Raw genomic sequence first — 24,680 nt, forward strand, 5'->3', positions numbered from 1 at the left:
GATAAGGCAAATTTTTGCGGTCTATCACGGTGAAAAGTATGCGTATCCCGCCTTTGGTTTGGCTTACGGATCAGGTGCCGGAAAGTGGATCGGAGGCTTTCCGTTGATTGCGGTCGTGGATTCAATGAATGAGCCATCAAAAAGTAACGCAATCTTTACCATTCGGCCCGCAGCTGTTAGCTTTCACGGGTGGCTATGGGGGTGCTTCCTTCTACTCTGAAACTAGCGTCCCCGCTCTCCACATACGCCTGCCGCTCCGGCAGGCGTTTTTCTATGGATCGGATGCCATGAACGAAATTTACCTGCGTCGACTGGGCAAGGTTTACGTCAAGGAAGGCGCGGCGCATGGACAGCATGCCCTTGTCGCCACGATGCAGAAGGAAGTCGAGGCCTTCGGTTATGTCTTCGCGCCAGAGCTAATCGAAAGGCTAGGCACGCTCGAGCCCCTGGCGATGTCCGACTTCCTGCACGATCTGCTGAGGGTACTGCGCAGATTGACCGGCGCCCATCATGTCCATCAGCCGCTCTATCCCGGTTTTCCTCTGCAGGTGGTCGAGGCCAGCGAGGCCACGTTGTACCTCAACGCGGTCATGCATTACGTCACCCTGCGACGCCCCACGCCCGATCAGCCCATGCCTGAGCGTCCGCCGTTGCTGCATCGGAGGCAGCCGCGCGTGATCGGTCTGGGGACCCTGGAGGAGTTTCAGGCCATCTTTCAGCGACTGACGCTGGCCAAGGCTTCGCTTTCGCCGCAGGATCGCAGCGACCTCACCTGGTTCGTGCGGCAGTACCGGCACCGCATCTACGATTTGCTGCCCGCGCAGGTTCCGTTCAAGGAAAACCTGGCCGTGCTCGGCGCGTTGCTGTATCGCCACGCCGGCGGGCCGTTGGCGTCGGCTTTTCTGCATGCGCAATTGCGCACCGCTACGGATGTGCTGCGCTGGGTGGTTGCCTTGAATGATGGCGATCCTTCGCTGGCGCAGCCCTGCCGCTTCGCCTCGATGCGCCGCGCGTTGCGCCGCGATGTGCTGGGGTTGCTCGAACCGATGCAGGCACTTGTGCCTGACATGTTCCGCCACGCCGAGCGTTGGAAGCGCGTGGGCGAGCGACTGCATCCTGGCGAGCACGTACAACGCTTTCCGCATGCGTGCGCCGGCTTTGCTCAGGTGCGCGCGGGCCGCAGGCCGGCGACGTTTGCGGCCAAAGTGGAAGAGCACCTGCGGTTGGGCGACATCAGCGCCGCCGCGGCACTGCTGGCCGACCGTCCTGGCGAATTGGCGCGGCGGCTCGATCAGTTGCTGCGGCGTGGTGCTGATGTCGAAGGCGTGCTTGAGCTGTTCCGGAAGACCGCCGGACGCGTCGCCACGCCGGTGCTGCTGCAATTGCTCAGCCACTTTCGTCGGTTGCCGATGGTGGACGCGTTGCGGGTATTTTTCCCGAAAGGCGGCGAGGCCAAGCTGTTTGCGCTGCGGGAGCGCAGGCCAGTCCTGGCTCCCAACGTGGCGGGACTCGCGGCTGGAATCGCCGAGGGCGCCCTGATGCAGCGTTTTGCCCGGCTCGCTGCGCTGGGGCGCTGCTACGTCGATCCCGCCTTGGCAGACTATGCCGTGCCGCTGGCGCAACGCGCGATGTCGCGTTCGCTGCGCACGCTGGCGCGCGGCAGTCGCTTGCCGCTGCCCGCCAGGCGCTTCATCCGTCTTTTCCTGTGGTGGAAGAACGGTCTTCACCGTACCGATATCGATCTCAGTGCCGCCTTCTTCGGCGCAGATTTCAAGTTCATGGACCTGGTTGCCTATCACAACCTGCGTAACTACGGCGGTTACCACAGCGGCGATATCGTCGATGCTCCGCAAGGCGCCGCGGAATTCATCGATCTGGATCTGCCTCGCTTGCGGGAGCGTGGTGTGCGTTTCGTCGTCGTTTCGCTCAACAGCTTCACGCAGCAGCCGTACTGCGAACTGCCGGAATGCTTCGCCGGCTGGATGGCCCGCAGCGATGCCAACTCGGGCGAAATATTCGAGCCGCGCACTGTCGAGGATCGTATCGACATCGCCTCGGCCGCGTGCATGTGCATTCCATTCGTGCTGGACCTGGAAACGCAGAAGGTCTTGTGGAGTGACATGAGCTATAGCATCGGCCTGGGGTGGAACAACACCATCAACAACCTGTCCGGCGTCTCGCTGATCCTGCGCGCGATGGTCGATTGGCATCGGGCCGACCTGCATACCTTGTTCACCTTGCACGCGCGGGCTCGCGGAGAGTTGGTCGAGCAGGCCGAGGCCGCCGAGACCGTGTTTGCGGTCGATCAAGGCATCACGCCGTTCGAGCTCGATCGGATTCGCGCGGAGTTCATCTAGATCTGTTCGACGGGAGCGGATTCCAGGCGGCTTCTGACGGGGAAGCGTTACGCGGTCACTTACCAGTCGTATGTGGCCGTCAACAGCGCCGTGCGCCCAGTGCCGTAGATGCAACGCGTCGCGTCGTAGCAGCCGGCGATATATGCCTTGTTCGCCAGGTTGCTCAGGTTCAGCGCCAGGCGCCATTGCGGCAGTTGGTAGAACGCGGTGGCGTCGATCAGCGTGTAGGAGGGAATGTGGAGCGAATTGTCCGGCGCGCCGCGAGACGAACTGATGTAGCGCACACCTGCGCCGAAGCCCAGCCCGGCCAGGTCGCCGCGTGGAAGGGTGTAGTCGGCCCATACCGATGCCAGCTCGTGCGGAATGGGGATAGACGTTGGCCACTTGTTGCGGGAGGCATCATTGGCCTTGGCGTTGCGCACGTCCTGATAGGTGTATGCACCGAGCAGGTTGAAGCCATCGTCGAAGGCGGCGCGCGCTTCCAGCTCCACGCCGTGCGAGCGCACTTCGCCGGTCTGCACCGATCCGTTGGGGTAGTTCTGCTGGTCGGGGTTCGGGGTGAGCACATTCTGCTGGCGGATCTGGAACATCGCAGCGGTGAGAGAGCTGCGTCCGCCTGTCGGCTGGAAGCGCAGCCCCGCCTCGTATTGCTTGCCGGTGGCAGGACGGAACGGTGCTCCGTACGCATTGGGTGTCGTGACCGGATTGAAGGATTCGGAGTAGCTGAGGTAAGGCGCCAGGCCGTTGTCGGCCAGATACACCACGCCGATGCGGCCGGTGAACGCGTGATCGTTCTGTCGCGCTGCGGTGGCGTCGGCCACGGCGTGATCGACGGCGTTCAGTCGGCTCCAGTCCTGGCGACCCGACAGCACGAGGACCCAGCGGTCCGCGTACTTGATCTGGTCTTGCGCATAGATCCCCAGCTGCTTCTGCGTCTCGCGGATATTCTGCGGATAGTTGGCGCCGCCTGGCGCAAAGATCATGGGGTCGATCGGCAGGTACACCGGGTTGTACAGATCGATGGGCGGAGCCAGCGCATAGTTCTCCGGGTCAACGGTGCGCTGGTGCTGGTAGTCCGCGCCGAGCAGCACGGTGTGCTCGAAGGCGCCGGTCTGGAAGTGCGCTTGCAGTTGATTGTCGACGGTGAAGCGGCGGTAATCCGGCTTGGCGAAGCCGGCAAAGCGGTCGATGCTGCGGCCATCGCCGGCCAGGCCCACGCCGTAGACCATATTGTTGTCCAGCCATGTACGCGAATAGCGCGCGTTCTGGCGGAACGTCCAGGTTTTGCCGAAGTGGTGTTCGAAGCGATAGCCGACGGCGTATTCGCTCTTGTGGTAGCGGGTGAAGTCCGGATCGCCGGTATAGGTGTGCCGCGAGATGCGGCCGAATGGGCTCGGCAGGATGGTGCCTTCCGCGGGCAGGAAGTTGCCGGCGTAATTGGAGTGGTCGCGCAGATAGTTGGAGGTAAATACCAGCGAGGTGTCGGCGGACGGCTTCCAGGACAGCGACGGCGCCAGCAGCACGCGCGAAGCGTGGAATGGCGAATTGGCCACATCCTGGCTGCGACCCAGCGCGACCATGCGATACGACCAGGCGCCCGCGTCGTCGAGATAGCCGCCCATATCCGCCGCCAGTTGCCGGCGTGCATGATCGCCGAGCTGGAACTGCACTTCGCGCACCGGCGCGCCGCCAGCTACCTTGCTCACCATGTCCACCGTGCCGCCGGGATCGCCCTGGCCGTAGAGCACGGAGGACGGGCCATGCAGCACATCGACGCGTTCGAGCTGGTAAGGGTCGGTGATCCAGCTGGCGAGGTTCAGCGTGATGGGTAGTTGCAGGCCGTCCAGGTAGACGGAAGGCGAGAAGCCACGGATCACCGTGTACCAATCCGAGCGCGAATCGGGACCGTAGCCGGCGATACCGGCCGAATAGCCCAGCGCCTGGATCACGCTCTGTGCGCCGCGCACACGCATCTGTTCCTGCGTCACTACCGACACCACCTGCGGTGTTTCGATCAGCGGCGTACGCGTCTTGGTGGCCGCATCGGCGGTTTGTGCGTCCAGCGTGGTGACGCTGGCTCGCACGTCGATGGCGGAAAGCTCCTTGGCCTGGTTTTCGGCGTCGGGGACCTTGGCCGGCTCAGCGGGCGAGGACGTCTTCGTGTGCGCAAAGGCGCCCTGGGGAAGCAGGAGCGCGGCCAGCACGACGCCGGCCAGGAGTTTGGTCATCATCGGAACGGAATGCCTTGAAGTCCATGCGCATCGCTTCGTCCATCGGTAGAAAGGCGAACCTGTTGCCAGGGAAGCGAGAGGCGGGCTGTGTTGAGTGTTCCTAAATGATAACGATTCTTATTTGATGCGCAAGTGATTCAGGCGATGGTGAAGAAGGAGTGGGCAATCGAAACGGCTTTTTTTTGACTCGATTAACCGCCCTTGGTGATGATGACTCGCCCGGTCTGCTTGAGTCGGCGCATGGAACGCACCTATGTTTTCGATCGACAGGGTTGATCTGCTTCGTCCGACTCAAGCTGACCACTCAAGGTGACTGCCTCATTGAAGCCTGAAGACTTGCAACGACTGGTCACCACGACCATGCCCTACGGCAAATACCAGGGGCGCCTCATCGCCGACCTGCCTGGTGCGTATCTGGCATGGTTCGCCCGCAAAGGTTTCCCGCCCGGCGACCTCGGCAACCTGCTGGCGTTGGCGCATGAGCTCGATCACAACGGCTTGAAGCCCTTGCTCGATCCATTGAGGAAGGGCTATCGGCGTTCGTAAGTCGCTGTCTGACGTAACGGCGTGCCGCATGGCGTGAGATGCCGCCCAGGCTCGTAATGCGCAAAGAGTCATCGGGCGCCGTTGGGTTGGAGTCAAGGTCAGAGGCGATCGTAGTGCAGCTGCTGATCATCGCTGCCGTATTCGTCAGGGGCGCCTGCATTGGAGAGCGCTGCGACGTCGCGACCAGCGAAGCAAACCGGGCGTTCCAGGCGGCGTCATCGACGGCGAGTCAGCTTCCACTACAGTTTCAGTTGAAAGTGGACTTGAAGAACGGTTGCAGCTCGCCTTGCCGGATCCGTTCCCGGGTCAATGACATATTGAATGTCGGGCTGGACCGAGAACTTTGAGTTCACCTGCAAGAGATAGGTGGCTTCCATTGAAGTCTCCTTGCGTGCCACCGGGATCGAACTCGAATGCATCGAATTGAGATAGTGAGGTCCGTTCTGCGCGGTCGTGACTGCGAAGCCCAGCTGATCGTCCGATCTGTTTGTGATTAATCCAGAGGCGGCAAGCCCTGCAGACAGGTATGAACTAAAGCGATTCACTCGGCCGTCCCCGATGCCGTACTGGATGAATCCGGAGATCCGGCCTCCAGGCTCCACCTTGGTTCGATAGAGCGTCGAGTCGATCAATGCATATGCGCCGCTGCTGCCTTTATGTACTACGGGGAGACCTCTCTCGTTCTCCAGAAAAAGATCGCGGAAGGTGCCTGTGTAGTGCCATGCGCCGATAGCGATCTTGTCGTCGTAGGCTGGAAAATTTGCACCTCGACCGAGCTGATACTTGGCGGCACCGTGCGGGTCATCCGATGCTGGCCGCGTCAAGAACGCCATCTCGGAGACGAACAAAAGGCCTTTCTTCTCCCCCGGAAATTTGACCTCATCATCCGCCCCGTCAACGGGCTCTCCATCCAGCATGGCTGCTCGAATCAGGATGCTTGGCGTGGGTTTGTAAGCCACTCTGAGACCGATCGACGTGTCGGGAAAAACGGATGGCCCGCCGATGCCGCTCTGGGAGAACTCAGGCCCCATGGCGAACGAGCTGTTCATGAAAAGACCCGCGGATGCGAGGCGATAGAACTCGGAGTTGATGTCATATCGGCCAGCGAGAAACGACCAATGCCCGTTGGCTGAGCTGTACTGGCCCCATGCCTCATAGAGGCGCCATGTCGACTTGGCCGAGTAGCTATTGACGCCTTGGGCATCGCCTATGAGATTGCTGGGCTGGCCGCCGTGTATCGAGAGCAGCTGGAGGAATGCTGTCCAGCCGGGCGCGTGGAATAGACGCTTGCCGTCCAGGGCGACCTGAAGCCGCAGGTTTCCGACGTATGCGTCGCCTCTCCGGGCTCCTCCCGAAACATTCGCCACGACGCTCCCGTCGTAGATCAATGCGGAGGTAATGCCCCTGCGAACAAGAAGCGCGTTGTAATCGAGGGAATCTTCGGATCGAGCAGGCCCGGAGAAGGCCAGGGCTGCTACCAGGACGCTATAAATGAGCGTTTTTGGGCACGGCGCTGTCTGCACGTAGGGACCATGGTCGTTGATACGCTCGCCCGTCCTGTTAAAGCCGCGATGCGCGTTCCTGCTGCCATACGCGCTGACGAAGCCAATGTAGAGCCATCTGTGTGCCATCTGGCGCGCTGTCCCCCATTGCTTGCTTCGACAACTCACTTTTCAGGCATGCGCGGTAGTCGCTGCAGAACTTTCAGGAACACATTTTAGCGACGGGACCCTCGGGATACCCTGAGTGATCGCGGAGAAGGGCCGGGGGCTCAGTGCCACTCTTAGGGGCTGGCACCAGGATGATGGTCCCCAGTGACAAGGTTAAGGACTCTCGACACCCAGGACGGGCTTTCAAACCAGGACTTGACTCTAGACCTTTATCAAGGGTCTAGACTTGTCCCATGAACCCGACCAACCTCTCTCTGACCATCGGTGCCGTCGCCAAGCGCGTCGGCGTGAATATCGACACCATCCGCTTCTATGAGCGCGAAGGCCTGTTGCCGGAGCCCGTGCGGCGGGCGTCCGGGTACCGCAGCTATGACGAAGGTGCGGTGCGGCAGTTGCGCTTCATCCGGCGCGCCAAGGATCTGGGCTTCACGCTGGAGGAGATCCGCGACTTGCTGGCGCTCTCGGCCGATCGCCAGCGCGGGGTGAAGGCGGTGAAGCAGCGGGCGCAGGAGCGGCTGGCGGCGATCGATGCACGTATCGCCGAGCTGACCCGCGTGCGCAATGGCCTGGAAGATCTGATCGAAGCCTGTCCGGGCCACGGTTCGCCGGACCAGTGTCCGATCCTGCGGGCGCTGGCCGACGAGGAGGATCAGGCATGAGCGCTCACGAGAAGCCTTGCTGCGGTTCGGCCGCGAAGGTGGCGCAGGCGGCTGCGCCGGCCTGCTGTTCGTCGGAGACGGACAAGCATGGCGCGCACCACGACCATGCCATGCATCCGGGCGAGCACGCGCATGACGACGCATCGTGCTGCGCCTCGCACGGCGAGGCGGCGCCCCCCGCATGCTGCAGCGGCGAGAACGACACTCACGCGGGGCACGACACCCAGGCCCATGATGAGCATCACACGCACGCCCACGATCATGACCACCACGCGCACGGCAGCTCCGCGCAGCACGGCGTGAAGGATCCGGTCTGCGGCATGACGGTCGATCCGCACACGGCCAAGCATCGTGCCGAGTTCGAGGGGCACGCGTACTACTTCTGTTCCGCACGCTGCCGCGAGAAATTCGAGGCGACCCCGATGGCCTATCTCGGTGAGCGCCCCAAGCCGGTCGCCGCGCCGCCCGGCACGATCTACACCTGCCCGATGCATCCGGAAGTGCAGCAGGTCGGCCCTGGCGATTGCCCGAAGTGCGGCATGGCGCTGGAACCGATGATGCCGACCCTGGACGAAGACGATGGCGGCGAGCTGCGCCATCTGTCGAGGCGCTTCTGGACACTTGTGGCACTGACCGTGCCGGCGTTCCTGCTGGCGATGGGGCCGCACCTGTTCGGCTGGCATCTGCCGATGCCTTGGGATGGCGTGGCGGCGTGGACCGAGGCGCTGCTTTCCAGCGTGGTGGTGCTCTGGGGCGGCGCTTCGTTCTTCGCGCGCGGATGGCGCTCGCTCAAGCCGTGGTCGCCCAATATGTACACGCTGATCGCACTGGGCACCGGCGTGGCGTGGTTGTACAGCACGGTGGCATTCTTCCTGCCGCAGGTATTTCCGGCCGGATTCCGCGATGCGCACGGGCGCGTGGGCGTGTACTTCGAATCCGCCGCGGTGATCGTCACGCTGGTCACGCTCGGCGATTTCCTCGAGCTGCGCGCACGCCGCCGTACCGGTGCGGCGCTGAAGGCGCTGCTCGGGCTCGCGCCGAAGACCGCGCGCCGGGTAGGCGATGACGGCAGCGAGCAGGATGTGTCGCTGGAGGACGTGCGCGTCGGCGACGTACTGCGCGTGCGTCCCGGCGAGAAGGTGCCGGTGGATGGCGTGGTGCTCGACGGTGCCAGCCATGTCGACGAATCGATGCTGACCGGTGAGCCGCTGCCCGTCACCAAGGGACGGGACGATCGCATCACCGGCGGCACCGTGAACCAGGACGGCGCGCTGACCATGCGTGCGGAAAAGGTCGGCGGCGAAACGATGCTGGCGCAGATCGTCGCGCTGGTGGCACAGGCACAGCGCAGCAAGGCGCCGTTGCAGCGCGTGGCCGACCAGGTCGCCGCGTGGTTCGTACCGGCGGTGGTGGCGGTGGCGGTGCTGGCATTCGCGGCCTGGGCCGTGTGGGGGCCGGATCCGCGCCTGGCGCATGCGCTGATCGCGCTGGTGTCGGTGCTGATCATCGCCTGTCCCTGCGCGCTGGGCCTGGCGACGCCGATCTCGATCATGGTCGCCAGCGGCCGCGGCGCGCACTACGGCGTGCTGTTCAAGGACGCCGCCGCGATCGAGGCGTTGCGCGACGTGGACACGCTGGTGCTGGACAAGACGGGCACGCTGACCGAAGGCAAGCCCGCGCTCAACGATGTGGTGAGCACCGGCGCGATGCCATGGGATCAGCTGCTGGCCGTGGCGGCGGCGCTGGAACGTCCCAGCGAACATCCGCTGGCCCGCGCAATCCTGGCCGGAGCCGAGGCGCGCGGCGTGAAGGTGCCGGAGGTGAGCGATTTCCGCACGCTTACCGGCGGCGGCGTGCAGGGCAGGGTGAACGGGCACGAGACGGCGCTGGGCAATGCACGGCTGTTCCAGACGCTGGGCATCGCCCTCGGCGAGGAGACGAAGGCGCGCGCCGATGCGATGCGCAAGCAAGGCGCCACAGTGATGTTTCTCGCGGTGGACGGCGCGCTGGTCGGCCTGCTGGCCGTGGCCGACCGCGTCAAGGAAACCACGCCGCAGGCGATCGCCGGCCTGCACGCGGCCGGTTTGCGCATCGTGATGCTTACCGGCGACAACGCGGTGACCGCGCAGGCGGTGGCGAAGACGCTGAGCATCGATGCGGTGCACGCAGATGTCTCGCCGGCGGACAAGGCCGCGGTGGTCAATGCGCTGCGCGCTGAAGGCCGGCGCGTGGCAATGGCCGGTGACGGCATCAACGACGCGCCCGCGCTGGCGGCGGCGGACGTGGGCATCGCCATGGGCAGCGGCACCGACGTAGCGATGGAAAGTGCGCAGATCACCCTGGTCAAGGGCGACCTGACGGCCATCCTGCGTGCCCGCGCGCTGTCGCAGGCGACCGTCTCCAACATCCGCCAGAACCTGTTCTTCGCCTTCATCTACAACGCGCTTGGCGTCCCGATCGCGGCGGGCGCGCTGTATCCGTGGCTGGGCGTGACCTTGTCGCCGATGATCGCGGCGTTGGCGATGAGCCTGTCGTCGGTGTCGGTGGTGAGCAATGCGCTGAGGCTGAACCGCGCGAAGCTTTGACGACTCTCGCAGGATGGGGCTAGCCGAACGCAGCCCCAACCTGCAGGTCGGCGCCGGCTAGCAATCGAAGGGCAGCCAGCGGCTGAGCGAGGGCATGCCCCAATGCGCTACGAACGGTCCCGCGAGCGTCGCGACCGCCATGACGAGCAACAGTGCGGCGCCGGCGCGGCGGAATACCGCCCGTCCCAGCCAGCGCGACAGCACACCGCTGCCGGCGCTCGCCGCCAGCATCGAGGGCAAGGTGCCCAGCCCGAACGCCAGCATGCTCGATGCGCTGCGCCACGGATCGAAACTGGCCAGCGCCAGCAGCAGCACGGTGTACACGAAGCCACACGGCATCCAGCCCCACAGCAGTCCGACACCCAGCGCACGGGCCGTCGTATTGACCGGAAACAGTGCCCGCGCCCTTGGCGCCAGTCGTTGCCACAGGCGCACGCCGAGCATCCGTTCGAGCCATCCGCGGCCCGCGAGCAAGGCCATCGCCGCGGTGGCGAATGCTGTCGCCGTCAGCGCGCGCAGGGCGACGCGCAAACCATCGTGGTCGAGCAGCACATACAGTCCCGCGCCGATCGAACCGAACAGCAGCCCGGCCAGTGCGTAGCCGCCGATACGGCCGAACTGGTAGGCCAGCAGCAAGCGCGGCAACGGCCGCCCGTCCGCGCCGCGCTGCGTTCCCAGCGCGAGCGCGCCGGAAATCCCGCCGCACATCAGCACGCAATGGCCGGACGCGGCCAGGCCCAGCCACAGTGCGGCGAGCAGGCCCAGGCCTTGGCTCATGGGGTGCCTTGCGGCGGTTCGGGGGGATCTGCCTTCGGGTCGCGATCGGTGAGCGGCAGCAGCCGCGCGCTGTCCATGTCGTCGAACTGGTCGTGATTCACCGCCCAGAAGAACGCGCCGCCGGCGACCAGCAGAAGCAGGAAGGTGAGCGGAATGAGGATCAGCATGGTGGTCATGCGTGCGCCTCCCGCAATGCGTCGCGATGGGCAGGCGCAGGCGAGGACTCGCGGCCGATGCGCAGCGCATTGAGTACCACCAGCAGCGAGCTGGCCGACATGCCGATCGCCGCCAGCCACGGCGGTACCAGGCCCAGCGCGGCCGGCGGCACCACGCACAAGTTGTAGCCGAGCGACCAGCGATGGTTCTGGCGCAGGATGCGCAGCGTCTGCCGCGCGAGGCGGCGCGCCTCGGGCAACGCCTGCAGGCGGCCGCCGGTGAGCACGATGTCGCTGCTGGCCTGTGCCAGCGGCGTACCGTTGCCCATGGCTACCGCGACGTCGGCGCCGGCCAGCACCGGCGCGTCATTGATACCGTCGCCCACGGCGATCACCTTGGCGCCTTGCGCGCGCAGGCTTTCGAGACGGGCGAGCTTGTCGGCCGGCGTCTGGCGCGCGCGCCATGCGGCCGCGTGGAGTGCCGCCGCGATGGTGCGCACGCGCTGGGGCGCGTCGCCGCTGAGCACTTCGACCGCGAGGCCCTGTGCGCGCAATCCGTCCACGCACTCGGCCGCACCGTCGCGCAGGCGTTCGCGCGGATGGAAGGCGGCGAGCATGCCGTGGCGGTCGGCGAGCACCACGGCATCGGCGAGCGCGCCTTCGCCCACCGCGCCGCGCAGCGCGAAGTCGGCGCGGCCCAGGCGTAGTGTGCGCCCGTCGACGACGCCTTCCACGCCGAGGCCGGCGTGCGCGATGACCTGCGTGGCCACCGGCTGCGACGCATCGGACGCGGCGGCCTCGACGATGGCGCGTGCCAGCGGGTGGCTGCTGGCGCGTGCGAGCGCGGCAGCCAGCGGCAACGCCGCGGTATCGCCGGCGAGCTGCCGGACATAGGGCACGGTGAGCGTGCCGGTCTTGTCGAAGACCACGTGATCGGCTTGCGCCAGTTTCTCCACGGCATCGGCATGGGCGACCAGTACGCCGCGGCGCGCGAGCACGGCCAGCGCGCGTGTCATCGCCGCCGGCACCGCCAGGGCGAACGCGCAGGGGCAGGACACCACCAGTACCGCCAGCGTGGCGGTGAGCACGCGCGCCGGGTCGAGCAGGCTCCAGCCAAGTGCGGTGAGGGCGGTCAGCGCGAGCACGCGCGCGACGAAGCGTGCGGCGGCGCGTTCGCCGGCCAGGGCCAGGCGTGGGCGTTCGGTCTGTGCGCGGGTGACCAGGGCGACGATGCCGGCGAGTGCCGTGTCGGCGCCGACGCGTTCCACGCGCAGGCGCACCGGGCCGTCCTGCAGCACGCTGCCGGCGATCAGCATGTCGCCGGGATGCCTGGCCACCGGCTGGGATTCGCCGGTGAGCAGCGATTCGTCCACGCGGCAGGCGCGCTCCAGCAGCACGCCATCGGCCGGTATGCTGCCGCCCTCGGCTACGTGCACCACGTCGCCCACACACAACTCGGCGGCGCCGATGCGCTCGAGCGAACCGTCCGTGCGGCAGCGATCGGCGAACACGGGCGTGAGTCGCGCCAGCGCATCGACCAGGTCGCCGGAGCGGTGCCGCGCGCGCATCTCCAGAAAGCGTCCCAACAGCAGAAAGAACACGAACATGCTGACCGAATCGAAGTACACCTCGGCGCCGCCGCGAAGCGCCTCGGCCAGGCTCGCCGCGTAAATCAGGCCGACCGCCAGCGCGACCGGCACGTCCATGCCAAGTCGCCGCACACGCAGGTTGCGCAGCGCGCCGGCGAAGAATGGGCGGGCCGCGTAAAGCACCACCGGCGTGGCGACCAGGAAGCCGATCCAGCGCAGCAGTTCGCGCGTGCTGGCGTCCATGTCCTGGAACGCGCCGACGTACAGCGCGACGCCGTACATCATCGCCTGCATGGCGCCGAAGCCAGCCACGGCCAGGCGCTTGAGCGCATCGCGCGTTTCGCGGCGGCGCGCATCGTCCAGCGCGCGGGCATCCAGCGGCAGGGCGCGATAACCGGTGCGCGCAAGGTGATCGAGCAGCACGGGCAGCGGCGTGCGCGATGGGTCCCACACCACGCGGGCGCGTGCGGCCGCGGCGTTGACCTGCACGTCGGCGACGCCGGGCAGCCCGCCCAGGCTGCGCTCGATCAGCCACACGCAGGCGGCGCAGCGCACGCCTTCGATCAGCAGGCACACCTCGCTGCGCGCATCGCCGAGTTGGCGCACCACATGACGGCCGAGCTCGGGACGCGCCCAGGCGGTGTTTTCGGCGACTGCATCGACTTTCGGCGCGGGTACGTCGCGCAACCGGTAGTAGTCGCCCAGGCCGAGCTGGTCGATCCATTCGGCGGCGGCGCGGCAGCCGAGGCAGCAAAAGGCGCGTGTCGCGCCGCCGAGGGAAGCGACGATGGAATCGCCCGCCGGGAGCGGTTCATGGCAGTGATAGCAGGCGGCGTTCATCGCGCAGGCTCGCGCAACTCGGCGAAGGCCGCACCGGCCTGCCATTCGCCGACGAGAGCGTCATCGCGCCGTGGCGTATCGACGCGCACGTGCATCGCCAGTGGCGGCAGGGCGGGCAGCCGTGCCGCGTAGCTGCCGTCCGGCTGGCGCTCCAGCCGGATGGTCAGGTCGTGCTCCGCGCGGGTGTTCCAGAACAGCAACTGCAAGGATGTCGGCGTCGCGGCCTGCGCGTGCAGCACGATGCGATCGCCGTCGCGCGCAAGACGCGCCTGCGACGGCAGCGCGGCGGACAGGCGTTGCGCGGAGACCTGCATGCGCGCGCGGCGATCCACCGGGTCGGGCAGATCGGCGTCGCCATGGCGCGAGGCCGTGCGGATCAGCGAGATGCATCCGCCGATCGCCGTGGCGAGCACCGCCGCGCCCAGCCATACCACCGGCTCGCGGTACCAGCGGAAGGCGCGCGCGGCGGTGGCGGTCATGGCGCGGCGGCAGCGACCGGGGCGGCCTGGGCGGCCCGTTCCTGCAAGGCGTTATGGCGCAGCCAGGCGGCGATCAGGCGGACCTGGTCTTCGCCCAGGCGATCCTTCCACGCCGGCATGTGACCGTTGCGACCGTCGCGGATGCTCTGCGTCACGGCGGCGAGGTCGCCACCGTAGATCCAGCTGCGATCGGTGAGGTCGGGCGCGCCCAGCGCCTTGTTGCCCTTGGCGTCGGCGCCATGGCAGGCCACGCAGGTCTCCTTGAAGCGCGTTTCGCCGGCTGGCACGCGGGCGGCATCGTGCGGCGCGCCAGACAGGCTGAGCACGTAGTTGGCGACATCGGTCACGCCTTGCTCGCCGAGCACGGCACCCCACGGCGGCATCACGCCGTTGCGCCCGTTGAGCGCGGTGGCCATGACAAAGTCGCCATCGTCGCCATTGACGGTGAGCGCGGGAAACCCGCGGCCGCCTTCGGCCTTCACGCCATGGCAGGCGGCGCAGTTGTCCTGAAACAGGCGATGTCCGTACTGCAGGGCCACGCTGTCGTCGGACAGGCGGTCGATCGGGTACTGGCGGTAGCGCGCGAACAGCTCGTCGAGCTTCTTCGCGTTCTCCTCGCGGGCTTCCTTCACCTGCTGCTCGGAGGTCCAGCCCAGCACGCCCTTGAAGTTGCCGAAGCCGGGGAACAGCACCAGGTAGCCGATCGCCACGATGAGCGAGCCCAGCGACATGATCGCCCACCAGCGCGGCAGCTTGCGCACGGATTCGCGCAGCTTGCCGTTGTCCCAGCTATGGCCGGTGGTGCCTTCGCCGTCGATGGGGATCTTCACCCGCGTGCCGTAGAAGTACAGAAAGATCGCCAGGATCAGGTTGCTGGTGACCAGCACGCCGACATAGATGCTCCAGAACAAGCTCATGGCGCGTTTCCTTCGCGGCGTGTCGCGATCCGGTCGTGTTCGAGCGGCAGGCGGGCGGCGGCGTCGAAGGTATCTTTGTGGCGGCGGTTCCAGGCCCAGGCCCAGATACCGAGGAACAGGCCCATCAGCACGAGGATGCTGACGCCGTACAGATGTCCGATCCAGGAAGCGGTCATGGGGCGTTCTCCGCGGGAGCGGTGGGAGCGTGCACGCCGGTGGCGGGCAGGGCGGTGCCGAGGCTTTGCAGGTAGGCGATCAGGGCGTCCATCTCGGTCTTGCCCTTGAGCGTTTCCGGCGCCGCGGCGATCTCGGCATCGCCGTACGGCGTGCCGAGCGTGCGCAGCACCTTCATGCGTGCCTGCACATCGGCGGCGTCGAGCGGGCGCTCGGCCAGCCAGGGATAGCCGGGCATGTTGGAATCCTTGCCGCCCGGCACGCTGCGCGGATCGATCAGATGCTGGCGGTGCCAGTCGTCGCTGTATTTGCCGCCGACGCGCGCCAGGTCCGGGCCGGTGCGCTTGCTGCCCCACTGGTGCGGATGGTCGTACACGGATTCGCCCGCGTCGGAGTAGTGGCCGTAGCGCTCGGTCTCGGCGCGCAGCGTGCGGATCATCTGCGAATGGCAGCCGTAGCAACCCTCGCGCACGTACACGTCGAAACCGGCCAGGCGCAGCGGATCGCGCGGCTCCACGCCGGGCAGGGCCTTGACCACATGGGCCTGGAAGAACAGCGGAATGATTTCGGCCAGGCCACCGAACGACACGGCGATGGCGATCAGCACGCCGAGCAGGCCGGCGTGGGTCTCGATGAATTCGAAATAGCGGTAGCGGCGGAAGCCGGTGGGGGGCGTGTCACTCATGGCTCAGGCTCCCTGCGGGATGGCGACGGGTTCGACGCCGCGTTCGCGGGCCGGCGCCCAGGTGCGCCACATGTTCCAGGCCATCACGAGCATGCCGCCGACGATCATGGCCCCGCCCATGGCGCGGATGACGTACATCGGATGGACCGCGCGCAGGCTGTCCATGAAGCTGTAGGCCAGCGAGCCGCTGGGCAGGGTTTCGCGCCACATCACGCCTTCGGTGACGCCAGCGGTCCACATCGCGAACACGTACATGATGGTGCCGCCGGCATGCATCCAGAAATGCACGTTGATGGCGCGGGTCGAGTGCATCGCTTCCTGGCCCAGCACGCGCGGCGCCATGGAGTACAGGGAGCCGATGGTGATCATCGCCACCCAGCCGAGCGCGCCGGAGTGCACGTGGGCGATGGTCCAGTCGGTGTAGTGGGAGAGTGCGTTGACGCTCTTGATCGCCATCATCGAGCCTTCGAAGGTGGCCGCGGCGTAGAACACCAGCGCCATCACCATGAACTTGCTGATCGGATCGGTCTTGAGCTTGTGCCAGGCGCCGTTGTAGGTCATGAGGCCGTTGGCGGCCGAGCCCCAGCTGGGCATCAGCAGAATCAGCGAGAAGATCATGCCCACCGACTGCACCCAGTCCGGCAGCGCCGTGTACAGCAGGTGGTGCGAACCGGCCCACATGTACATGGAGATCAGCGCCCAGAAGTTGACGATGGAGAAGCGGTAGCTCCACAGCGGGCGATCGGCCTGGCGCGGCACGAAGTAATACATCATGGCCAGGAAGCCGGCGGTGAGGAAAAACGCCACTGCGTTGTGGCCGTACCACCACTGCACCATCGCGTCGACCGCGCCGGAATACACGATGTACGACTTGGTCAGCGAGACCGGGATGGCGATGTTGTTGACGATGTGCAACAGGCCCACGGCGATGATGAAGGCGCCGTAGTACCAGTTGGCCACGTAGATGTGGCGGATGCGCCGGCGCGTCAGCGTGCCGAAGAAGTTCCAGCCGAAGGCGACCCACACGATGGCGATCAGCAGGTCGATCGGCCATTCCAGTTCGGCGTATTCCTTGCTCTGGGTGATGCCCAGCGGCAGGGTGATCACGGCCGCCACCAGCACCGCCTGCCAGCCCCAGAAAGTAAAGCTGGCGAGCCGGTCGGAGAACAGCCGGGTGTGGCAGGTGCGTTGCACGACGTAGTAGCAGGAGGCCATCAGCGCGCTGCCGCCGAAGGCGAAGATCACGCCGTTGGTGTGCAGCGGGCGGATGCGGCTGTAGGTGAGCCAGGGGATATCGAAGTTGAGCGCGGGCCAGGCGAGCTGGGCGGCGGCGAGGAGGCCGACGGCCATGCCGACGATGCCCCAGAACACGGCCGCGGCCATGAATTGGCGCACGACTTTGTCGTTATAGGTGTGTGGTCCGGATGGTGGATTGCGCATGGGCGGGCGCCTGCGTGGTGTTGGCGCGCAGGGTAGGTTTGGGCGCGGCGGGGGTTATTGACGCCGGTCAATTGGGGTGGGCGGTTTGCCGCAGTTGGAGCGGGGGTGTGGCGTTATGTCGCCCGGGCGTTTTCCCTGTGGCGATTCGGCCGCCGATGCGGTGGGTGCTTTGAGGGGGCTGCCGCTTGGTTTTTCGCAGCACCGCGGCGGCGGCGTCGAAGACCGCCTCGTCCTGGCGCCGCTGACAGCGATGCTATATTCCGCTGTCTGGCCGGCCTTGAGCATCCTTTGGACGACATGGCAACCACCCTTGGCAAAGGGGCGATATGAAACTACTGCACGGTGCCCGGGTCGTCGCCGCCCAGCGTTACCGGATTCGTACGCTGACTGTCCATCACAGTCTCTTCGTGGCCGTGCTCAGCGGGCGCAAGAGCCTGCACGCCGATGGCAGCATGCTTGCAGCACGACCTCGCGAAGGCATGCTGGTGGCGCAGGGCACGCAGTGGGATGTGGTTAACGATCCCGACGGGCAGCATCAATACGAGGCGCTCGCGCTGACGTTCGACGACACCATCCTGGGTGACTTTGACATGTTGTCCATTGCCGGAGCGGCGTCGCCAGTCATATCGGCCCATGTTGCGCGCGTCGATGACGAGCTGGTCGATGCGATGCGGCGGACACTGCCGCCCACGACGCCCACGCCCGTCAGCGACGCCCTGCTGCGCCATCGCCTCTTGGAGGTGTTGATCCTGCTCGCCGGGCGCGGCTGGCGATTCACGACGGGGGCCGCGTTGAGCTGGCCGGACAGAGTGCGCCGGCTCGTGTCGCAACGCCCGGATGGCGAATGGGGCGTGGCATCCGTGGCGAACCTCTTTCATGTCAGCGAATCGACGCTACGCCGACGACTGGAATCCAGTGGTACGACACTCGCCGCGTTGATCCGGGAGGTCAGGCTCGAAACGGCATTGGACATGCTGCAGACCAAGGACTTGCCGGTGAGCGAGGTGGCTCGTCGTTGCGGCTGGGATTCGCACAGTCGGTTCACCGCGGCCTTCCACCAGCGCTGGGGCGTGCCGCCTTCGGTGGTTCGCATGCGCTTGAAAGAATCCGTACAGTCGTTGACGGAATCGGGCTAATTTCTTGCAGGCGGTTGAATGATCATCGGTGCTCCCTTTGAGCCACCGAGATCCATGATGTCTTTCTTGCGTACCGCCGCATTCCTGGCCTTCTCCGCTTGCTGTCTCTCGGCCCAGGCGTCCGATTTCACCGTATCCAGTGATTCGTTCAAGAATGGCGCCACGCTGCAACAGGCGCAGCTGTTCCATGGTTTCGGTTGCTCCGGCGGAAATCTTTCCCCGGCATTGGCCTGGAAGGGAGAGCCGAAGGGAACGCGCAGCTTCGCCGTCACCGTATACGATCCGGATGCACCGACGGGCTCGGGCTGGTGGCATTGGATGGTCTTCGACCTGCCCGCCAGCACACACGCGCTCCTGGAAGGTGCGGGCAGTGTGGATGGCCAGGCACTTCCCGCTGGCGCCGTGCAAGCGCGTTCCGACTTCGGTACGGCGGCATTCGGTGGTGCGTGTCCGCCGCAGGGAAGCAAGCCCCATCGCTATATCGTCACGGTATACGCGCTGAAGGTGGACCGTCTTGACGTGCCTAAAGATGCCTCGACCGCCATGATCGGTTTCATGATTCATGGCGCAACGCTGGGGAGCGCCTCGGTACAGGCTGTTTACGGGCGTTAAGTGCGCATCATCAGACTCAAAGGCTCCAGTGCATGAACTCCGGAATCGACCAGCAGTGGGATCCCGCCGCCTATGATCGGCATGGGCGTTTCGTTTCAAACCTGGGCGCGCCGGTCCTTGACCTGCTGCAGGCGGTCGAAGGCGAGCGCATCCTGGACCTCGGTTGTGGCGATGGCGCGCTGACGCAGAAGATCGCGCGCATGGGCTGCGATGTGCTGGGTATCGATCAAAGCCAGCCGATGGTCGAGGCCACTCGCGCACTTGGCCTGGACGCGCAGGTAATGGATGGCCAGAGGCTTGCGTTCGACCAGCAGTTCGACGCCGTCTTCAGCAATGCCGCACTTCACTGGATGCCAAAGGCAGAGCGGGTGATCGATGGCGTCTGGAAAGCGCTAAAGCCCGGCGGCCGATTCGTTGCCGAGTTCGGCGGGCATGGCAACGTCGCGAGCATTGTCCGTGCATTGGAGGCGGCCTTGCTTGCCCGCGGGCTTCGCGTTCCTCATCCCTGGTTTTTCCCCACGATGGAGCATTACCGCACCATGGTGGAGGAACGAGGTTTCGTGGTCGACGTCCTGACGTTGGTGCCGCGCCCCACCGCGCTCCCAGGCGACGTTGGGGACTGGCTATCCACGTTCGCACAGCCCTTCATCATGGAGGTCCCGGACCTCGAACGCCCGGCGTTCATCGCCTCGCTGGTCGAGTCGCTGCGTCCGTCGATGTGTGACGAGAAAGGTACGTGGTGGGCGGATTACGTGCGCATCCGCTGCAGGGCGAACAAGCCGGTTTAATAAGGAGAACGCATGGCGGGCCTGGAAGCGTGTTTTGGCTGAGCCGTGCCGATCCGGGCCACGTTGAAGGGATCGGGGCGGCAAAGAGAAGGACTCGGGCGGCGGCAGCGCATCACTGCAAAACGTGCTGCCCCGCGAAACGCAACCCCTGCACATCCAGCACCGTCAGGCCCGAACGCTCGATACGAACCCAACCCGCCTCGCGGAACCTCGCCAGCAATCGACTCACCGTTTCCGTCGCCAGCCGCAGGTGGTTTCCGATATCGGCACGCGACATCGGCAGCGGCAGATGATCCGAGGCGAGGCCGAGCATCGCGCGGCGGTCGAGCAGGTCCACCAGGAACGCCGCCATGCGCTCGCCGGCCGAATAATCGCCGCCGCTCAGGCGCTGGTGATGGATCTGGCGACTCATGGTGTGCAACAGATGCCATTGCACCTCCGGCTGGCCGGCGGCGAGCGTGCGCAGCTGATCGATAGGGAAGCGGCATAGCTGCGTGCGACCCAGCGCGATCGCGGCGTTGTCGTGATAGCCCAGGCAGATCGCATCCAGGCCGAACAGCTCGCCAGGCAAATGAAAGGCCAGCACCTGCTCGCGGCCGGCGCGGTCCACTGCCACCGTCTTGGCCATGCCGGCCTGTACGGCATACAGCGCGCGCAACGGCGTGCGCGGGCGGTACAGGTATTCGCCGTCGCGCAGCAGGCCGACGCGCTCGACGATACCGCGCAGGCCGGCGAGCGCATCCTTGCCGTAGCCGCAGGCCTCGCAGGCGGAGACGTGGGCGCAGCCGGCGCAGCCGCGTGCGCGGGGGGCGGCGACGCGCTGGGCGGTCGGGGTTTCGATGGCGTAGGCGACGGACATGCCGGTGATCTCCCTGTGGCGTGGCATGCCAACCATGATGAGCGTTGCTCCCGGGCCCGGCGCGCGCATGCGCCCTTATGCCGCGCGGCGCGGCGCCGCGCCCCGGCGGAGGCGCGGTCATGTTCGGTCGTGCATGGTTCCGTCATGAAGCCGCCGGCCGCCTGAAGTATCCTTGCGGCTTGCCGCGCGGCCCGCGTGGCCCTTTCATTCAGCCGGTTTCTTCATGAGCGACAAGTCTTCCTCCATTCCCCGGCCGGCCGAGCCCGGCGCGCGCCGCCCGAGCGTCGGCGTGCACATCGGCAAGGTCACGGTGGGCGGCGGCGCGCCGATCGTGGTGCAGTCGATGACCAATACCGACACCGAGGATCCGGCCAGCACCGCCAAACAGATCGCCGAGCTGGCCCGGGCCGGTTCAGAGCTGGTGCGCATCACCGTGAATACGCCGGCCGCCGCCGCCGCGGTGCCGCGCATCCGCGAGCGCCTGGCGATGATGGGGGTGGAGGTGCCGATCATTGGCGACTTCCACTACAACGGCCACCAGCTGTTGAAACAGGAGCCGGCCTGCGCCGAGGCGCTCGCCAAGTACCGTATCAATCCGGGCAACGTCGGCTTCGGCAAGAAGAAGGACAGCCAGTTCGCCGCGATCATCGAGAAGGCCATCCAGTACGGCAAGCCGGTGCGCATCGGCGCCAACTGGGGCTCGCTCGACCAGTCCATGGTGGCCGCGCTGATGGACGAGAACCACCGGCGCGTCGAACCGTGGGACGCGGCGCTAGTGGCGCGCGAGGCGCTGATCCGTTCGGCGCTGGACTCGGCCGTCCGCGCCGAAGAGATCGGCCTGCCGCGCGAGCGCATCATTCTTTCCTGCAAGGTGTCCGGCGTGCAGGAGCTGATCGCGGTGTACCGCGACCTGGCCGCGCGCTGCGATTACGCGCTGCACCTGGGCCTGACCGAAGCCGGCATGGGCTCCAAGGGCATCACCGCGTCCAGCGCGGCGCTGGCGGTGCTGCTGCAGGAAGGCATCGGCGACACCATCCGCATCTCGCTCACGCCGGAGCCGGGCGCCTCGCGTACCGGCGAGGTGGTGGTCGCGCAGGAACTGCTGCAGACCATGGGCCTGCGCGCGTTCTCTCCGCTGGTCACCGCCTGTCCGGGTTGCGGCCGCACCACCAGCGAGTTCTTCCAGGAACTGGCCAAGACGGTGCAGGCGCACGTGCGCGAACGCATGCCGGAATGGCGCGTGAAGTACGACGGTGTAGAGAACCTCACCCTGGCGGTGATGGGCTGCGTGGTGAACGGGCCGGGCGAATCCAAGCACGCCAACATCGGCATCTCGCTACCGGGCAATGGCGAGGCACCGGCGGCTCCGGTGTTCATCGACGGCGAGAAGTCGATGACTTTGCGCGGCGACAACATCGCCGCGGAGTTCATCGGCATCCTGGATAACTACGTGGCCACGCGCTACACGGCGCGCGGCGGCTGAGCGGCGCACGCGGCGGCGAGGGAGGGATACCGTGAGCGATACCCCCGCCGCCGAAGCCGCGATTCTCGCCGCCTGGGACAGCAATGCCTTGCCGTGGGCCGAGGCAGTGCGCGGACAGCGCATCGAGAGCCGGCGGCTGGTCACCGATCGCGCCATCGTCGAGGCCGCCATGGCCTGCGCGCCTCGCCGTGCGATCGACCTCGGCTGCGGCGAGGGCTGGCTGGTCCGCGCGCTGGCCGAACGTGGCGTGGACGCGCTAGGCGTGGATGCGATCCCCGCCTTGATCGATGCCGCGCGGGAGCGAGGCGGCGGCCGTTTCGAGGCGATGAGCTACGAAAGCATCGCCGCCGGCGCGTTGCAGGCGAAGGCGGACGTGGCGATCTGCAATTTCTCGCTGCTGGGGCAGGCGTCGACCGAGGCGCTGCTGGCCGCGGTACCGGGCCTGCTCGAGCCTGACGGCGTACTGCTGGTGCAGACCCTGCATCCGCTGATGGCCTGCGGCGAGCTGGCGTACCGCGACGGTTGGCGCGAAGGTTCCTGGGCCGGTTGCGGCGACGGCTTCGCGCAGCCGGCGCCCTGGTACTTCCGCACATTGGGCGGCTGGCTCGACACCTTCGTCGCCTGCGGCCTGCGCCTGCTGCGCATGGACGAGCCGCTGCATCCGCACAGCGGCAAACCCGCCTCGATCCTGTTCGTGCTCGCGCCTTCGCGCGCATGAGCCAAAGCGCACATCCATCCCCGGCCGGTTGGCGGTAAGCTCGCCTTTCCCGCCTGCAGGGAAGGACGTCCCTGGGCGGCCAGGGGAACCGGAATGAGATTGAAGCCGCAAGTACGCACGGTGCTCGCGTATGTGGTGGTGGCCAGTCTGTGGATCTGGCTGTCCAATCGCGTACTGCTGGGCATCGTGCACGATACCGATACGCTGAGCCTGCTGCAGAGCGTCAAGGGCACGTTCTTCGTCGTCGTGACGGGCGGCATGCTCTACGTGATGATCGACCGCGACATCCGTCGCCTGGCCCGGACCAACCGCAGCCTGCTGGAAGGCAACGAGCAGGCGCTGCGCGTGCTGGTGCACGCGATGGACATCCGCCACAAGGAAACCAGCGACCATTCCGACCGTGTGATGCGCATGACCGTGGCGCTGGCGCGCCTGGCCGGCGTGCAGGGCGACGAGCTGCGCAAGCTGCGCATCGGCGCGCTGCTGCACGACATCGGCAAGCTGGCGCTCCCGGACGCGATCCTGATCAAGCCCGGTCCGCTGACGCCGGACGAAATCGCGTTGATGCGCACGCATCCGCGTATCGGCCACGATCTGCTGCAGCGCGTGGATTTCCTGCGCGACGTGGTGGAGATCCCCTTCAGCCATCACGAGCGCTGGGACGGCGGCGGCTATCCGCGCGGCCTGTACGGCGAGCAGATTCCGTTGGCGGCGCGGGTATTCAGCGTGGTGGACGTGTGGGACGCGTTGAGCTTCCCGCGCGTGTACAAGCCGGCCTGGCCGGAGGACGAAGTATTGGCCTACCTGCAGCAGATCGCGGGAAGCCAGCTGGATCCGTCGGTGGTGGCGCTGTTCCTCGAACACTACGAAGAGGTCAAGCAGGCGGGCAGAAGCCCTGAAGACTGAGCGCCGCGCACCTCAGGCCGCCCTGGATGCGCAGAACGTGCGCCGGTAGTTCGCCGGCGAGGTGCGGAACGCGCGCTGGAACTGCTGGCGCAGCGTGACCGGCGAGCCCATGCCCACCGCGGCGGCAATGCGCTCCAGCGACAGCGTGGTGGTTTCCAGCAGGCGCTGTGCTTCGCTCAGGCGTTGCGCGGTCAGCCAGTCGCCGAAGCTCGAACCGGTGAGCTGGCGGAAATGGCGAGTGAAGCTGCGCCGGCTCATGGCGGCGCGCGCGGCGATGCCGTCCAGGTCGTGCGGCTGGTGCAGCTTGCGGCGGACGTCGTCCAGGAGCCTGGCCATGCGCTCGTCGCCAGCCATCGACGGCACGGGCTGCTCGATGAACTGCGCCTGCCCGCCGTGGCGGAAAGGCGACACCACCATGCGCCGCGCGATGCGATTGGCCGCTTCGCTGCCCAGCAGCTGGCGCACCAGGTGCAGGCAGCAATCGATGCCCGCGGCCGCGCCGGCGGACGTGACTACCTGGCCGGCGTCCACGTACAGCACGTCCGGATCCACTTCGGTGGTGGGAAATTGCTCGGCCAGATCCTTCGTGGCGAACCAATGCGTGGTGGCGCGCCGCCCGTCGAGCAAACCCGCGTGGCCGAGCACGAAGGCGCCCATGCACAGCCCCACGATGCGCTTGCCGCGCGCGGCGGCACGGCGCAGCGCCTCAAGCAGTGCTTCCGGCGGGCGCTCGGCTGCGTCGCGCCAGGACGGCACGATCACGATGTCGGCGTTGCGCAATTCGTCCAGGCCGTACTCGGTGGCGATGAGAAAGCCCGAGGCGCTGCGCAGCCGCTTGCCTTCGGCCGAACACACGCGCAGCCGGAACGGCGAATCCTGCTCGCGCAGTACGGCCTGGAATACGCCGCAGGGCACGGAGAGATGAAAGGGGAGGATGTCGTGGAACGCCACCACGGCGATGCGGATCTTGCGCATGGGTGAAATCCGGTTTGGCCCGATAGCATCGATGATTGTCCTTCGGGCCACTACCGTGCAAGTGCGCCCGAGCGCAGCATGTGTCCACCGTTTTCAACC

The 24,680-nt window shown here is 66.5% G+C and carries 22 protein-coding genes; 10 read left to right on the plus strand and 12 right to left on the minus strand.

The window, feature by feature from the left end; all coding sequences use genetic code 11:
- Positions 1–128 precede the first annotated feature (128 nt).
- Positions 129–2,357 carry a TerD family protein gene (locus ACNR9O_RS06370; protein WP_473682094.1) on the plus strand — a complete coding sequence of 743 codons (2,229 nt, stop codon included), beginning with the start codon at positions 129–131 and terminating at the stop codon, positions 2,355–2,357.
- A gap of 59 nt (positions 2,358–2,416) precedes the next feature.
- Here the strand turns inward: ACNR9O_RS06370 and ACNR9O_RS06375 are convergent, their stop codons facing one another.
- Positions 2,417–4,588 (minus strand): TonB-dependent siderophore receptor, encoded by a 2,172-nt coding sequence (locus ACNR9O_RS06375; protein WP_473682093.1) that lies wholly within the window; start codon positions 4,586–4,588, stop codon positions 2,417–2,419.
- Between the two features lie 321 nt (positions 4,589–4,909).
- On the opposite strand from ACNR9O_RS06375, the gene ACNR9O_RS06380 reads away from it, so the two are divergent.
- Positions 4,910–5,134: a DUF3820 family protein gene (locus ACNR9O_RS06380; RefSeq protein ID WP_473682092.1), complete on the plus strand. Its 225-nt coding sequence runs from the start codon at positions 4,910–4,912 to the stop codon at positions 5,132–5,134.
- A 239-nt stretch (positions 5,135–5,373) separates the two neighbouring features.
- Here the strand turns inward: ACNR9O_RS06380 and ACNR9O_RS06385 are convergent, their stop codons facing one another.
- The gene (locus tag ACNR9O_RS06385; RefSeq protein WP_473682091.1) at positions 5,374–6,765 is read right to left on the minus strand and encodes a carbohydrate porin; all 1,392 of its coding nucleotides are present in this window, start codon (positions 6,763–6,765) and stop codon (positions 5,374–5,376) included.
- Between the two features lie 272 nt (positions 6,766–7,037).
- Between ACNR9O_RS06385 and ACNR9O_RS06390 the strand changes: the two genes are divergently transcribed.
- Together ACNR9O_RS06390 and ACNR9O_RS06395 are read left to right on the plus strand one after the other, a co-directional pair.
- Complete coding sequence (locus ACNR9O_RS06390) at positions 7,038–7,463, plus strand: heavy metal-responsive transcriptional regulator (protein ID WP_473682090.1); 426 nt, start codon at positions 7,038–7,040, stop codon at positions 7,461–7,463.
- The gene (locus ACNR9O_RS06395) at positions 7,460–10,048 is read left to right on the plus strand and encodes a heavy metal translocating P-type ATPase (RefSeq protein ID WP_473682089.1); all 2,589 of its coding nucleotides are present in this window, start codon (positions 7,460–7,462) and stop codon (positions 10,046–10,048) included. The genes ACNR9O_RS06390 and ACNR9O_RS06395 overlap by 4 nt, the downstream gene beginning before the upstream one ends.
- A 57-nt stretch (positions 10,049–10,105) precedes the next feature.
- On the opposite strand, the gene ACNR9O_RS06400 is transcribed toward ACNR9O_RS06395, so the two are convergent.
- Genes ACNR9O_RS06400 through ccoN form a run of 8 tightly spaced genes read right to left on the minus strand, consistent with a single transcriptional unit; the run spans position 10,106 to position 17,104 of the window.
- Positions 10,106–10,825 (minus strand): sulfite exporter TauE/SafE family protein, encoded by a 720-nt coding sequence (locus ACNR9O_RS06400; RefSeq protein WP_473682088.1) that lies wholly within the window; start codon positions 10,823–10,825, stop codon positions 10,106–10,108.
- The gene (gene ccoS, locus ACNR9O_RS06405) at positions 10,822–11,001 is read right to left on the minus strand and encodes a cbb3-type cytochrome oxidase assembly protein CcoS (protein WP_473682087.1); all 180 of its coding nucleotides are present in this window, start codon (positions 10,999–11,001) and stop codon (positions 10,822–10,824) included. Before ccoS ends, ACNR9O_RS06400 begins: the two co-directional genes overlap by 4 nt.
- Entirely contained in the window at positions 10,998–13,409 is a 2,412-nt protein-coding gene (locus tag ACNR9O_RS06410; protein WP_473682086.1) for a heavy metal translocating P-type ATPase, read from the minus strand. Before ACNR9O_RS06410 ends, ccoS begins: the two co-directional genes overlap by 4 nt.
- Entirely contained in the window at positions 13,406–13,888 is a 483-nt protein-coding gene (locus tag ACNR9O_RS06415) for a hypothetical protein (RefSeq protein WP_473682085.1), read from the minus strand. Before ACNR9O_RS06415 ends, ACNR9O_RS06410 begins: the two co-directional genes overlap by 4 nt.
- Complete coding sequence (gene ccoP, locus ACNR9O_RS06420) at positions 13,885–14,805, minus strand: cytochrome-c oxidase, cbb3-type subunit III (protein WP_473682084.1); 921 nt, start codon at positions 14,803–14,805, stop codon at positions 13,885–13,887. The genes ACNR9O_RS06415 and ccoP overlap by 4 nt, the downstream gene beginning before the upstream one ends.
- Entirely contained in the window at positions 14,802–14,981 is a 180-nt protein-coding gene (locus ACNR9O_RS06425) for a cbb3-type cytochrome oxidase subunit 3 (protein ID WP_473682083.1), read from the minus strand. The genes ccoP and ACNR9O_RS06425 overlap by 4 nt, the downstream gene beginning before the upstream one ends.
- Complete coding sequence (ccoO, locus tag ACNR9O_RS06430; protein WP_473682082.1) at positions 14,978–15,664, minus strand: cytochrome-c oxidase, cbb3-type subunit II; 687 nt, start codon at positions 15,662–15,664, stop codon at positions 14,978–14,980. The genes ACNR9O_RS06425 and ccoO overlap by 4 nt, the downstream gene beginning before the upstream one ends.
- A 3-nt stretch (positions 15,665–15,667) precedes the next feature.
- Complete coding sequence (ccoN, locus tag ACNR9O_RS06435) at positions 15,668–17,104, minus strand: cytochrome-c oxidase, cbb3-type subunit I (RefSeq protein WP_473682081.1); 1,437 nt, start codon at positions 17,102–17,104, stop codon at positions 15,668–15,670.
- A gap of 326 nt (positions 17,105–17,430) precedes the next feature.
- On the opposite strand from ccoN, the gene ACNR9O_RS06440 reads away from it, so the two are divergent.
- The 3 genes from ACNR9O_RS06440 to ACNR9O_RS06450 are packed head-to-tail and all read left to right on the plus strand — an operon-like array spanning position 17,431 to position 19,640.
- The gene (locus ACNR9O_RS06440; protein WP_473682080.1) at positions 17,431–18,240 is read left to right on the plus strand and encodes a helix-turn-helix domain-containing protein; all 810 of its coding nucleotides are present in this window, start codon (positions 17,431–17,433) and stop codon (positions 18,238–18,240) included.
- A gap of 18 nt (positions 18,241–18,258) precedes the next feature.
- The gene (locus ACNR9O_RS06445) at positions 18,259–18,852 is read left to right on the plus strand and encodes a YbhB/YbcL family Raf kinase inhibitor-like protein (RefSeq protein ID WP_473682079.1); all 594 of its coding nucleotides are present in this window, start codon (positions 18,259–18,261) and stop codon (positions 18,850–18,852) included.
- Between the two features lie 32 nt (positions 18,853–18,884).
- Positions 18,885–19,640, plus strand: coding sequence for a class I SAM-dependent methyltransferase (locus ACNR9O_RS06450; protein ID WP_473682078.1), 756 nt, complete (start codon positions 18,885–18,887; stop codon positions 19,638–19,640).
- A gap of 112 nt (positions 19,641–19,752) precedes the next feature.
- On the opposite strand, the gene ACNR9O_RS06455 is transcribed toward ACNR9O_RS06450, so the two are convergent.
- Positions 19,753–20,499 (minus strand): Crp/Fnr family transcriptional regulator, encoded by a 747-nt coding sequence (locus tag ACNR9O_RS06455; RefSeq protein WP_473682077.1) that lies wholly within the window; start codon positions 20,497–20,499, stop codon positions 19,753–19,755.
- A gap of 223 nt (positions 20,500–20,722) precedes the next feature.
- Here ACNR9O_RS06455 and ispG point away from each other — a divergent pair, with 223 nt between their 5' ends.
- The 3 genes from ispG to ACNR9O_RS06470 all read left to right on the plus strand — a co-directional run bounded on the left by ispG (position 20,723) and on the right by ACNR9O_RS06470 (position 23,606).
- Positions 20,723–21,982 carry a flavodoxin-dependent (E)-4-hydroxy-3-methylbut-2-enyl-diphosphate synthase gene (gene ispG / locus ACNR9O_RS06460; protein WP_473682076.1) on the plus strand — a complete coding sequence of 420 codons (1,260 nt, stop codon included), beginning with the start codon at positions 20,723–20,725 and terminating at the stop codon, positions 21,980–21,982.
- Positions 21,983–22,013: 31 nt separating this feature from the next.
- Entirely contained in the window at positions 22,014–22,700 is a 687-nt protein-coding gene (locus ACNR9O_RS06465) for a class I SAM-dependent methyltransferase (RefSeq protein ID WP_473682075.1), read from the plus strand.
- A gap of 93 nt (positions 22,701–22,793) precedes the next feature.
- Positions 22,794–23,606: an HD-GYP domain-containing protein gene (locus tag ACNR9O_RS06470; RefSeq protein ID WP_473682074.1), complete on the plus strand. Its 813-nt coding sequence runs from the start codon at positions 22,794–22,796 to the stop codon at positions 23,604–23,606.
- A 12-nt stretch (positions 23,607–23,618) separates the two neighbouring features.
- Here the strand turns inward: ACNR9O_RS06470 and ACNR9O_RS06475 are convergent, their stop codons facing one another.
- Entirely contained in the window at positions 23,619–24,581 is a 963-nt protein-coding gene (locus ACNR9O_RS06475; RefSeq protein WP_473682073.1) for a GlxA family transcriptional regulator, read from the minus strand.
- Between the last annotated feature and the right edge of the window lie 99 nt (positions 24,582–24,680).

The sequence above is a fragment of the Dyella sp. CR10 genome, assembly GCF_055814425.1.

What these genes read in the sequence shown, in the direction of transcription:
- ACNR9O_RS06385 (WP_473682091.1), bottom strand. Translation starts at nt 6,765, where the DNA reads ATGGCACACAGATGGCTCTACATTGGCTTCGTCAGCGCGTATGGCAGC.
- ACNR9O_RS06395 (WP_473682089.1), top strand. Translation starts at nt 7,460, where the DNA reads ATGAGCGCTCACGAGAAGCCTTGCTGCGGTTCGGCCGCGAAGGTGGCG.
- ccoN (WP_473682081.1), bottom strand. Translation starts at nt 17,104, where the DNA reads ATGCGCAATCCACCATCCGGACCACACACCTATAACGACAAAGTCGTG.
- ispG (WP_473682076.1), top strand. Translation starts at nt 20,723, where the DNA reads ATGAGCGACAAGTCTTCCTCCATTCCCCGGCCGGCCGAGCCCGGCGCG.
- ACNR9O_RS06370 (WP_473682094.1), top strand. Translation starts at nt 129, where the DNA reads ATGAGCCATCAAAAAGTAACGCAATCTTTACCATTCGGCCCGCAGCTG.
- ACNR9O_RS06440 (WP_473682080.1), top strand. Translation starts at nt 17,431, where the DNA reads ATGAAACTACTGCACGGTGCCCGGGTCGTCGCCGCCCAGCGTTACCGG.
- ccoS (WP_473682087.1), bottom strand. Translation starts at nt 11,001, where the DNA reads ATGACCACCATGCTGATCCTCATTCCGCTCACCTTCCTGCTTCTGCTG.
- ACNR9O_RS06455 (WP_473682077.1), bottom strand. Translation starts at nt 20,499, where the DNA reads ATGTCCGTCGCCTACGCCATCGAAACCCCGACCGCCCAGCGCGTCGCC.
- ACNR9O_RS06475 (WP_473682073.1), bottom strand. Translation starts at nt 24,581, where the DNA reads ATGCGCAAGATCCGCATCGCCGTGGTGGCGTTCCACGACATCCTCCCC.
- ACNR9O_RS06400 (WP_473682088.1), bottom strand. Translation starts at nt 10,825, where the DNA reads ATGAGCCAAGGCCTGGGCCTGCTCGCCGCACTGTGGCTGGGCCTGGCC.
- ACNR9O_RS06470 (WP_473682074.1), top strand. Translation starts at nt 22,794, where the DNA reads ATGAGATTGAAGCCGCAAGTACGCACGGTGCTCGCGTATGTGGTGGTG.
- ACNR9O_RS06425 (WP_473682083.1), bottom strand. Translation starts at nt 14,981, where the DNA reads ATGACCGCTTCCTGGATCGGACATCTGTACGGCGTCAGCATCCTCGTG.
- ACNR9O_RS06445 (WP_473682079.1), top strand. Translation starts at nt 18,259, where the DNA reads ATGATCATCGGTGCTCCCTTTGAGCCACCGAGATCCATGATGTCTTTC.
- ccoO (WP_473682082.1), bottom strand. Translation starts at nt 15,664, where the DNA reads ATGAGTGACACGCCCCCCACCGGCTTCCGCCGCTACCGCTATTTCGAA.
- ACNR9O_RS06390 (WP_473682090.1), top strand. Translation starts at nt 7,038, where the DNA reads ATGAACCCGACCAACCTCTCTCTGACCATCGGTGCCGTCGCCAAGCGC.
- ACNR9O_RS06450 (WP_473682078.1), top strand. Translation starts at nt 18,885, where the DNA reads ATGAACTCCGGAATCGACCAGCAGTGGGATCCCGCCGCCTATGATCGG.
- ccoP (WP_473682084.1), bottom strand. Translation starts at nt 14,805, where the DNA reads ATGAGCTTGTTCTGGAGCATCTATGTCGGCGTGCTGGTCACCAGCAAC.
- ACNR9O_RS06415 (WP_473682085.1), bottom strand. Translation starts at nt 13,888, where the DNA reads ATGACCGCCACCGCCGCGCGCGCCTTCCGCTGGTACCGCGAGCCGGTG.
- ACNR9O_RS06375 (WP_473682093.1), bottom strand. Translation starts at nt 4,588, where the DNA reads ATGATGACCAAACTCCTGGCCGGCGTCGTGCTGGCCGCGCTCCTGCTT.
- ACNR9O_RS06410 (WP_473682086.1), bottom strand. Translation starts at nt 13,409, where the DNA reads ATGAACGCCGCCTGCTATCACTGCCATGAACCGCTCCCGGCGGGCGAT.